The 9,928-nt window shown below is 49.1% G+C and carries 7 protein-coding genes, 4 tRNA genes, 1 rRNA gene and 1 pseudogene; 8 read left to right on the top strand and 5 right to left on the bottom strand.

The genetic code is table 11. The features are described 5' to 3' along the window. Nucleotides 1–47: 47 nt before the first annotated feature. Nucleotides 48–163, top strand: a 5S ribosomal RNA gene (gene rrf, locus DZ54_RS0110440). A gap of 381 nt (nt 164–544) precedes the next feature. Here the strand turns inward: rrf and DZ54_RS0110435 are convergent. From DZ54_RS0110435 to DZ54_RS0110420, 4 genes are all read right to left on the bottom strand, one after another. Then, entirely contained in the window at nt 545–3,130 is a 2,586-nt protein-coding gene (locus DZ54_RS0110435; protein WP_025674018.1) for a family 20 glycosylhydrolase, read from the bottom strand. 199 nt (nt 3,131–3,329) lie between these two features. Further along, on the bottom strand, nt 3,330–3,977 hold the full coding sequence (locus DZ54_RS0110430) for an isochorismatase family protein (protein ID WP_037354251.1): 648 nt from the start codon (nt 3,975–3,977) through the stop codon (nt 3,330–3,332). 12 nt (nt 3,978–3,989) lie between these two features. Then, nucleotides 3,990–5,339, bottom strand: a complete 1,350-nt coding sequence (gene pssA, locus DZ54_RS0110425; protein ID WP_025674016.1) for a CDP-diacylglycerol--serine O-phosphatidyltransferase — start codon at nt 5,337–5,339, stop codon at nt 3,990–3,992. Nucleotides 5,340–5,450: 111 nt separating this feature from the next. Beyond that, nucleotides 5,451–5,882: a GNAT family N-acetyltransferase gene (locus DZ54_RS0110420; RefSeq protein ID WP_025674015.1), complete on the bottom strand. Its 432-nt coding sequence runs from the start codon at nt 5,880–5,882 to the stop codon at nt 5,451–5,453. Between the two features lie 75 nt (nt 5,883–5,957). Here DZ54_RS0110420 and murB point away from each other — a divergent pair, with 75 nt between their 5' ends. Together murB and birA are read left to right on the top strand one after the other, a co-directional pair. Beyond that, the gene (murB, locus tag DZ54_RS0110415) at nt 5,958–6,992 is read left to right on the top strand and encodes a UDP-N-acetylmuramate dehydrogenase (protein ID WP_025674014.1); all 1,035 of its coding nucleotides are present in this window, start codon (nt 5,958–5,960) and stop codon (nt 6,990–6,992) included. Then, nucleotides 6,989–7,955, top strand: a pseudogene (birA, locus tag DZ54_RS20840) (bifunctional biotin--[acetyl-CoA-carboxylase] ligase/biotin operon repressor BirA). Before murB ends, birA begins: the two are co-directional and overlap by 4 nt. A gap of 34 nt (nt 7,956–7,989) precedes the next feature. Here the strand turns inward: birA and coaA are convergent. After that, complete coding sequence (coaA, locus tag DZ54_RS0110405) at nt 7,990–8,928, bottom strand: type I pantothenate kinase (RefSeq protein ID WP_025674013.1); 939 nt, start codon at nt 8,926–8,928, stop codon at nt 7,990–7,992. A gap of 209 nt (nt 8,929–9,137) precedes the next feature. Between coaA and DZ54_RS0110400 the strand changes: the two genes are divergently transcribed. The 5 genes from DZ54_RS0110400 to DZ54_RS20835 all read left to right on the top strand — a co-directional run. Further along, nucleotides 9,138–9,213: transfer RNA gene (locus tag DZ54_RS0110400), tRNA-Thr, on the top strand. A gap of 7 nt (nt 9,214–9,220) precedes the next feature. Continuing rightward, nucleotides 9,221–9,305: transfer RNA gene (locus DZ54_RS0110395), tRNA-Tyr, on the top strand. 38 nt (nt 9,306–9,343) lie between these two features. After that, nucleotides 9,344–9,417, top strand: a tRNA-Gly gene (locus DZ54_RS0110390). Nucleotides 9,418–9,430: 13 nt separating this feature from the next. Next, a tRNA-Thr gene (locus tag DZ54_RS0110385) sits at nt 9,431–9,506 on the top strand. 104 nt (nt 9,507–9,610) lie between these two features. Beyond that, nucleotides 9,611–9,928 (top strand): GTP-binding protein (locus DZ54_RS20835; protein ID WP_037354246.1); only part of this gene is annotated, 318 nt, incomplete at its 3' end.

The raw sequence follows: 9,928 nt of genomic DNA, 5'->3' as shown, positions 1-9,928 counted from the left end.
CAGTTGATTGTGGCGAGAACGAACAGCTTTCTAGATTACCGAATTTGCTTGGCGACCATAGCGCTTTGGACCCACCTGACTCCATGCCGAACTCAGTAGTGAAACGAAGCAGCGCCGATGGTAGTGTGGGGTCTCCCCATGTGAGAGTAGGACATCGCCAGGCTTTGATTATAAATTGCGCCAATTGCTTGTGATTTTTGATAGCTGCGATGCTCATGTATTGGCATACACTGTGCTCCTCGCTTCAAAACTCCCTGCGCATAGCTCGCAATTTGAGCATCAAAGCAGATTGACGTAAGACTTTGATGAGTATAAATACGAAGCCCTGACCTCACGGTCGGGGCTTTTTTTATGGTTTTAAAACCTGGACGAGAAGTCTATGAAGCCCTGGCCTGACGGTCAGGTTTTTTGTATAGGTGGTTTTCTTAAGTACTTCCTTCAGGTGAAGGTACGTGATTCTGTAAATAAGCAGGATGATAACCCAATAAAAAGCCCCGTTTGTTATACGGGGCTTTGTCCTTGCCATGATAGGTTAATGGTTAGGTTAGTTAATTTGACTGATTCGGCTGACACGCTCACCCGAAACGGTACGTAGCTGAACCTGACCGCTGACGTGAGGGGCATTGGTGGTATCGTAGGCTTGCCAGCTTGCGCCATTGTCGATTGAGTATTGAATCGGTAGTCCTGGGAACGGTGAGTTCGCTTTCAGTTCGCCATTCTCTATCACGCCACCCGGAACCGGTAAGCGAAAGCCAATGCCTTGTTGTTCTAACTGTGGAAACCAGTAGTTAGCTAACTGATTAGAAAACAGATTGTAATCAACTTGGCGTTGGGCTTGATCGGCCTTTTGCCCGGTTTGTGTGCTTGCTTCCCAATCTGCACGGTGCCATGCACGCTCCGCCATGGCAAAGAGTCGAGGAAACGTCATTGACTCAAACTGACCATCTGAGCGAATCGTTTCACTCCAAATCGATGCCTGCAAACCTAATACGTTGTTAGGACGTGTGAGTGTTTTCACTGTCGCAGCCTCGATGACCTCTTGTTTCGTAATCGGCGCTCCATTGCGTTTTGTATCCGCGTTGGCGTAGAGATCATCAGGCATAAAGCTAAATGTTTTACGCGTATCGGTGAAACGCGGCGCCCAATAGTAGCCACGTTCACTGGGATCAGGCTCATAGGGGTGATCAAAATACAGGTGTGTGGCTTGGTTATAGATAACGCCATAGCCATTGTTGGCGAGGTTGTAAGCTCGGTCGGCAACCCCCCATTCCCAGATATTTTGCCACGCGTTGCCATAGACGTGTTCATTGGCAAGTTGTGCACGTGGATAGACCTTATTATTGTGCATTAAGCCATCTTCCCAGCCGCCGAGATCTAACTGATGGCGTTGGGTAATGTGCGAAATGCGCTCAACAAAATACTGGCTGAGATCATCGACACGACTCACGCCTGCATCGTTGTTCGTAATGAAGGACTGACAAACGGGTGAGTCTTTCCATGCGCCTGCGATTTCATCACCGCCAAAGTGGAAGGTATTGAGCGGTTGAATGTCACGGTGCACATCAACCAATGCTGAGACAACAGTATCGACAAAGCGGTAGCTCGATTCCATGCAGACATTCATGGCATTGTCGGTGAACATTTGCACGGAAAGATACTGAGTGTCATCCTCGAAGTCAGTGAGCAAATATTCGGTTGCTTTGGTTTCATCCCCTTGCGCCATGTATTTGTGGTAACGCGCTTCCATTGCTTTGATAGCGGCGTGTGCGTGACCCGGCATATCCACTTCAGGGATCACAGTGATATTGAGTGCATCCGCTTTACGCAAAATAGCTTGATAATCTTCGGTGGTGTAATACCCGTCTGATGCCTCTGTGCCGTCCGGCCCTGCGCCTAAGAAGGGCAACACACAGCGGGTTTCTGATAAATCATGGCAGCGCTTACTACCGACTTCGGCCAGCTCAGGGAGGGCTGGGATCTCAATGCGCCATGCTTCATCATCGCTGAGACGTAAATGGAGTTTGTTGAGCTTTAGTGCGGCCATCTGATCGAGCAATTTAAAGATGGCTTCTTTACTACGGAAGTTGCGTGCCGCATCAACAGACAGGCCTCGATAGGCGAAACGTGGTGCATCGGTTAGTGTGACAGCTTTAATGTCGTCGTCTGACTTAAGTTGTAGCAAGCTTTGCGCGGCGTATAAGGCCCCCGCTTCATCAGAGGCGTCAATCTCAATGCGTTGCTGCTTAGGCTTTACATCTAAACGATAGGCTTCATGCCACTGATCGCTGCCTTTAAGAGTCACTTTCCCCCAGCCAACATGGATCACCTTTTGGTTAGTTGGTGCCCAATCGGTGGCTGAGAGACCAAGCTGATCGGCAAGCCATTGTGCTTGTGCTTGGTAACCATTGTCGTACACCACGATCCATTCGCTATCGAGGGTGATATGGCCACCTTTCTCGACGCGACTGGCTGGCGTTGGCAAAACCTGTCCTTGCGTATCGACCAGTGACAAATCGGCGTTACGCGCATAGCGCTGCTCGGCGGTGAATGGGTCATAGTGATCGGTCAGTGCACCGCCATAACGTTTCCACTGTGCGGGGGAATTAAAGTCGCTGACAAAGGTGAGCTCGTCATCCGGCTTGGTGGGTACCTGACCGTTTTTGTGGTTGCTAGTGCTAGCGATCAAAGCAGTATGAGAGCCGGTTTCATCTTCTGAGGCTAGATACCAGTTGGGCATGATATCGGATTTAGCCACTTGCCAGTCAGAAGCATTAAAGCCAACTACTAGCTGGTCTCCGGGGGCGAGTGGGGTGAATGCGTCGGTTGGTTCGAGTTTAAACAGATCCCCGTTGACGTGCGAGACCTTGAGTTGATCGGTATCGATCGTGTTGATCATGCGGATGTGGCTGAAATAAATCGCCCAGCCAGTTTTAGGTAGTGTCTGAGCACTTTGGTTAGTAAAGGCCACTTTACCGGAGAAAGAGCGCCAGTCATCTTGCTTATTATCAATCACTTGGTATTGGATATCGAGGCCATTACCTAATGCATCGAGTTGTGATGTGGGCATCGCCCAAGCGGAGCTACATAAAGAGGCACTGATCAATAGACCCAGAGCTGTCGATTTTTGCATGCTATCCTCCAAACTTATTTTTTATTGTAAAAATAGTTAATGAGACACTAGATGATAGCGACAAAGAAGCCTAGCAATCTTGTCGATAAAGGTATGTTTATGTCTTAGGGCTCAAGCTTATTAATGTGGCGAGCTTGACTATTACATTGAATTAGAGAGGAAGATCGCAGCGGGAAATCATGTGCCGCTGCGATACAAATTAACGAGGTGGTAGTAGACAGCTTAACGCCAGTTGACTATCGACTAATTTGATACCGACGGCCAGCATCTCGTCACAGGCGGAGGATACGGTTTTAGCATTAATCCCCCGGCAAGCGGCGAGGTTAACGATAACATCGAAGCGACCCCGCTTTTTCAGTTGAATCGCGGTTGTTTTGACACAGTAATCGGTTGCCAGCCCGCCCACTATTACTGTTTCGACATCTTGGCTATGTAGCCATTCTATTAAACCAGTACTGAGCTTTTCTTCAATATCATGGAAGCAGGCGCCATAAGGATGAAGATCTGGTTCAATTCCTTTCCAAACCACATAGTGATAGTCGGTTACTGTTGGCAGCGCGTCGATAGTCTCAAACCCTTTCGTCCCAGGTACCGCGTGTTGCACCCAAGTTAGATCGGCGTTTTTATGTGGTAAAGGCTGGAACATGTCAGCGGGATCATCAACCACCCAAATGGCGTTAGCAGGGTGAGCATCCTTGGTCAGAACACGCACGTCAGCCAACGTTGCCTGCTCATTGAGTGCCGGCCCGAGCGTTTCGCCTTCGGGGACGGGTAACTCGTCAGGACATAACGGCGTAAACGTGCGCTGTGCATCGACATCAATGGCTGCAATTTTGACCTGCCTCATCGCTGCTATCCTCTAGAGTATCTGATTGAGTATATGATCGGCCTTAACCCGCTTTATCCGCTTAAGCAGACGTTTAACTGGCGCGGGATAATCCTCCATTTTTTCTATCTGCTTATAACTACCAACGAGCTGTGTATGAGCCAAGATCGTATCAACCTCTTGCTGCTTCTGCGCCTCTAATTGCTGATGCTTATCATGAATCAAGATGGCGTTTTCTAAGTCTAGCTTCCAGGCGCGCGGATTGAGGTTATTTCCGGTTAAAAGCATGTACTGGCGATCGACCCAAATCCCTTTCAAATGGAAGCTGTTGTCGTCGTGTTTCCAGATATGGATATTTAACTGACGTTTTGCAATCGCCGCTTCGTTGCGACGAGCAAAGTTACGTAAGTTGACTTCATACAAATAAGGCAGGGCTGAAATCGTCTTAAAGGGTGCCTCTGGTGGGGAGTAGAAATCGTTAGCGGTTTTATCACCCACAATAATACTCACGGTCACGCCTCGGCGAAGTGCGCGTCGGACTTCGCGAACGACACTGCGTGGTGGATTAAAATAGGGCGTACAAATCACTAATTCATCATGAGCGCTGGCAATCAGATGACAGATATAGCGATTGAGCTTATTTTTCCGTTTACCTAATCCGACCATCGGGGTAAGCCCTACCTGGTTTTCACCAATGGGCTCACCTTGGTAGCGATAACTGGCCTGCTGTAATTGACCGCGAAATTCACGAATGTTTGGTTTCAGCGCTTTGCTTTTCGGGCGGTCGGGCGAGGTGAGGCAATTGACGGCACTGTCGGCGGTTAACGTGTTAACAATAAACTCGGCCATGGTGTCGGCGAGCGCTTTATTATCGATCACGTGATAACGGTCGTAACGGTATCTGTCGTGTTGAGCCAAATAGACATCATTTAAACTGGCGCCACTGTATATGACGGTGTTATCAAATACGAACCCTTTTAAGTGCAGAACGCCGAAGACTTCACGGTTTCTAACCGGTACACCCAATACCTCTATTTTATGTGGGTAGCGCTCTGCATAAGCCCGATATAGTCCTGCATTACCGTCAGACTGTTCAGCACCAATCAACCCGCGCTGCGCGCGATGCCAGTCGACTAACACTTTGATATCGAGGGCTGGATTGGCTTGCTTCGCGTCGTAAAGCGCATCCAGAATGCTTCGTCCTGCTTCGTCATCTTGTAAGTAAAGGGCAACCAAATAAATACGTGATGTTGCTTTTTTTATTTCGCTAAGGAGCCGTTCTCTAAATGAGACCGCGTCTAATAAGGTTTCGAGATTTTCTGGCTGGTGCGCAATGGTGGGCAAGCGATCAATAAGCTGCCGGTTTGCGTTCGCTGAATCCATTATTACCTCTTTTTGTTCGACGGCCAGAGTCGAGCATTGATGCTAAACCCTGAATGATACCAGACATTGCGTCAAGCCACGGATCATTGCGCAATGGCTTTGTTGTAAATGTCACGCTTTGGGTGAGTATTCCATCGCCACTAAATCTTTGCCACTCTGACAATAACGGTCAAGCCGTGCAGCAAGATCATCGGGCAATACCTGATGGTCTACCGGCGTAAAGCCATGCTGCGCATACAAGGTTGCCAGTGGCCGGAAAGCCAAGCAGAAGCTGGTACGTTGACACAGCGTTTCTTGCACTGCGTTGAGTAAACGGTGACTTAACCCCGTCCCTCGCAGATCAGGATGAAGCAACATGCCTGTGAGTAATTGATAATCGGGACGTTGCTGAAAGCGCACCGCGCCGCATAGCCCGCTAGGGCTATCAATGACCCAAATACATTCATCTTTCTTGGGCTTTCCAGGAGGGTAGTGCGCTTTATAGAACCGCACTACCAGTGGGAATCGTAAGGGATCGAGCGGGTGAATGTGATAATTATCCATAGCCTAATAGATGCGCAACACGAGCAGGACAGGTAGTATACCCATCCATGAGTTTTCTGACAGCGTAATGCAACGATGAAGTGGTTATCTGATGTGTCTTTGACACCCCATCATACGTTTGGTTTGCCCGCGCGTGCCCAAGCGATTGTAGAAGCACACTGTGTGCAAGACTTACAAGCGATTTGGCAAGCGCCGGATTATCACGCCTCACCGAAGTTAGTGGTTGGTGAAGGTAGCAACCTGCTTTTTTGCCAGGACTTCGAGGGGGTGGTGGTTCTTAATCGCCTGATGGGAATCACTGTCGATAACCACGCTGATCATTATCTATTGCATGTCGGGGCCGGTGAGTCTTGGCATGCGTTTGTAGCCTGGAGTATTGATCATGGGATGCCTGGGCTTGAAAACCTAGCATTAATTCCGGGGTGTGTAGGAGCGGCACCGATCCAAAATATTGGTGCCTATGGCGTCGAGTTTTATGAGCGTTGTGCTTATGTCGATATCTATCACCCTGGCACTGGCAATCAACGTCGTCTATCTAGCGATGAATGTCAGTTTGGTTACCGAGATTCGATTTTTAAAACTCCCGTCATGCAAGGATGGGTGATCACTCAGGTTGGCTTTCGCTTAAACAAGGCTTGGAAACCCGTTCTTAAATATGGGGCGTTGGCTGAACTGGATTCCCAACAAGTCACACCCAGAGCCATTTTTGATGCTGTGTGTGCGATTCGGCGCGCCAAGTTACCGGATCCCTCAGTGTGTGGTAATGCAGGAAGCTTTTTTAAAAACCCCGTGATTGAGAGCGAGCAAGCGGCGACGTTAAAGGCCACTTATCCAGAGATCCCTCTTTATCCCGCGTCTTTGGGGAAGAACAAGATCGCCGCGGGATGGCTGATTGAACAGTGTGGCTTAAAAGGAAAACGCCAAGGTGGTGCACGCGTGCATCCCCAGCAAGCGCTTGTCATTACCAATGCTGAGAACGCGACCAGTGATGATGTTTTGCGCTTAGCCAAACAAGTCGTCTCGCACGTCTATACCCGCTTTGGTGTGGCGCTTGAGCACGAGGTGCGCTTGATTGATCAGCAGGGTGAAACCACCTTGGAGGCACAATGAATAGCGCGCATTCGGCACGTCTCGCCTTGATCGCTCGTTTATCTGATGGTGCGTTTCATTCAGGACAAATGCTCGGTGAAGCGCTGAGTATGACGCGAGCGGCGGTCAGTAAACACATCAAGGTGCTCCAGTCGTGGGGGCTTGATATATATCGTGTGCAGGGCAAAGGGTATTGTCTATCGCAACCTATTGAGCTCCTCGATGAAGCGTGGCTAAGTGATCATACCGATATACCCTCTTTGTCTGTGATCCCGGTGATTGACTCGACCAATCAGCAGCTAATGGATAGAGTAGGGCAGCTAAAACCAGGGAGTGTGTGCTTAGCCGAGTATCAGCAACAAGGGCGTGGTCGTCGAGGGCGTGCATGGCAATCACCGTTTGGCAGTAATTTGTACCTTTCCATGTATTGGCGATTAGATGCGGGCCCCGCGGCGGCATGGGCTCAGTCTTGTGGTCGGAGTGGCAATGACAAAAGCGTTACACGATCTCGGTGCGCCAGGCGTGAAAGTCAAATGGCCCAACGATCTCTATTATCGGGATAAAAAGCTAGCGGGCATTTTGGTTGAAATGACAGGACAAACAGGCGATGCGGCGCATATCGTGATTGGGATGGGGCTTAATCTCGGTATGGGAACCCATCTTAATGACACGATTGATCAGCCTTGGGCGAAGCTTGCCGATGCCTGCTCACCGATGCCGTCACGGAATACGTTAGCCGCGAGCTTGATTTGCCGTCTCAAGGCATCACTTATCGCCTACGAACAGCAAGGTATGGCCAGTATCCTGGCTGACTGGCCGCAGTTGGATAATTTTATTGATCGTCCCGTCAAACTGTTAATGGGTGATCGCCAGGTAAAAGGCATTGAGCGGGGTATTGATGAGCATGGTGCGCTGTTGCTAGAGGTTGAGGGGAACATCACGCCTTACTTGGGAGGCGAAATCTCGTTAAGACGCGATGATTAATAGTTGTACCTAATAGGTTATTTACGAACGTAGGCTACTTACGAACGCGAACACGCTGAACGGAATGGTTTGGGCCCTTTTCTAACACTAAACTTGCCCGCTCACGAGTTGGCAAAATGTTTTCTTGTAAATTCTTGCCGTTAATGTCGTTCCAGATGGTGTCCGCTTTCTGTGTCGCTTCCTCGACGGATAAGCGTGTGTAATGATGGAAATAAGCTTGTGGGTCGAGGAATGCCCCGCGCCGAAATTTCATAAAGCGTTCGATGTACCAGTGTTTCAGTAAGTCAGGGGCGGCATCCACATAAATAGAAAAGTCGAGAAAGTCAGAAATAAATACATGGTGTGGATCATGCGGATAATCCATGCCACTTTGCAGCACATTCAGCCCTTCTAAGATTAAAATATCGGGCTTTTCGACTTTTTGCTCCTCTGACGTAATGTCGTAAACCAAGTGGGAATAGACAGGCGCAGAGACACAGTCTTTACCTGATTTGACGTCAGCGACGAATTCAACCAGCTTGCGCATATCATAAGATTGCGGAAAGCCCTTTTTATGCATGATGCCGCGCGCTTCAAGCTCAGCGTTAGGATATAAAAAACCATCAGTCGTGACTAACGCCACTTTAGGGTGATCCGGCCACCGGGTTAAAAGCGCTTTTAGGAGCCTCGCCGTGGTACTTTTCCCAACCGCCACACTGCCTGCAATCCCGATAACGTAAGGCACATGGTTTGACACGGGTTGAGAAAGAAACTCATCAAGCACTTCAGTGCGACTTTTACGCGCCTTAACATACAGGTTGAGTAAGCGCGATAGAGGTAGGTATACATCTCGCACTTCATCCATTGATAGGTGTTCATTCAGGCCGCGCAAGCGGTCAATATCATCTTCGGTAAGCGTCATGGGCACTGCATCCCTCAGTTCAGCCCATTGTTGACGGTCGAACGACAAATAAGGCGTTAGCGTTGCGTTCATGATCCATGTGCCTTAAGCCAATAAAGAGGGTGACGATACCGCAAACAAACGGGAAGGAAAAGCGTTCGCCCATTGTCGTCAATGTGTTAGTTGGTCACTTTCCCAACAATCACGCAAAAAAACACCCAAAAGACGAAAAAATCGCCCATTTTTTTAAAATTCCCTATTGCACCCCTCAAATCCATGACATAGAATGCGCAGCACTTGTCGCCGGCTTAGCTCAGTTGGTAGAGCAACTGACTTGTAATCAGTAGGTCGCCAGTTCGATTCCGGCAGCCGGCACCAAAATTTAGGTGGAATTCCCGAGTGGTCAAAGGGATCAGACTGTAAATCTGACGGCTCAGCCTTCGAAGGTTCGAATCCTTCTTCCACCACCAATTTCAAATTGTTTGAATTAGCTCTACGAGTAACGATTGCGGGCATCGTATAATGCTATTACCTCAGCCTTCCAAGCTGATGATGCGGGTTCGATTCCCGCTGCCCGCTCCACTCTTTTTAGAGTGCTGATATAGCTCAGTCGGTAGAGCGCACCCTTGGTAAGGGTGAGGTCGGCAGTTCAAATCTGCCTATCAGCACCATCCTCTCCAAGGTAACTTCAAGCCGTTTGATATATACTCAACAAACCTAATTGTTGGTTGTGTGGTCGTAATGCCACCGAAATACCGTGCTTAGAGGGACTGTCATGTCTAAAGAAAAATTTGAACGTACGAAAACGCACGTTAACGTTGGTACTATTGGCCACGTTGACCATGGTAAAACTACGCTGACTGCCGCTATCTGTACTGTACTTGCAAAAGTATACGGCGGTGCTGCGCGTGACTTCGCGTCAATCGATAACGCCCCAGAAGAGCGTGATCGTGGTATCACCATCGCAACGTCTCACGTTGAGTACGATACACCAAACCGTCACTACGCACACGTTGACTGCCCAGGACACGCTGACTATGTGAAAAACATGATCACCGGTGCAGCACAAATGGACGGTGGTATCTTGGTTGTT

This window comes from Salinivibrio socompensis S35 (assembly GCF_000513715.1).
Classification (GTDB): domain Bacteria; phylum Pseudomonadota; class Gammaproteobacteria; order Enterobacterales; family Vibrionaceae; genus Salinivibrio; species Salinivibrio socompensis.
Note: the sequence above shows the minus strand (reverse complement) of the source record. Positions and strands in the feature narration are given on the sequence as shown.

Bases quoted from the DNA above. Each gene is read 5' to 3' on its own strand.
- murB (WP_025674014.1), top strand. From the start codon at position 5,958: ATGAAGTGGTTATCTGATGTGTCTTTGACACCCCATCATACGTTTGGT.
- DZ54_RS0110430 (WP_037354251.1), bottom strand. From the start codon at position 3,977: ATGAGGCAGGTCAAAATTGCAGCCATTGATGTCGATGCACAGCGCACG.
- coaA (WP_025674013.1), bottom strand. From the start codon at position 8,928: ATGAACGCAACGCTAACGCCTTATTTGTCGTTCGACCGTCAACAATGG.
- pssA (WP_025674016.1), bottom strand. From the start codon at position 5,339: ATGGATTCAGCGAACGCAAACCGGCAGCTTATTGATCGCTTGCCCACC.
- DZ54_RS0110435 (WP_025674018.1), bottom strand. From the start codon at position 3,130: ATGCAAAAATCGACAGCTCTGGGTCTATTGATCAGTGCCTCTTTATGT.
- DZ54_RS0110420 (WP_025674015.1), bottom strand. From the start codon at position 5,882: ATGGATAATTATCACATTCACCCGCTCGATCCCTTACGATTCCCACTG.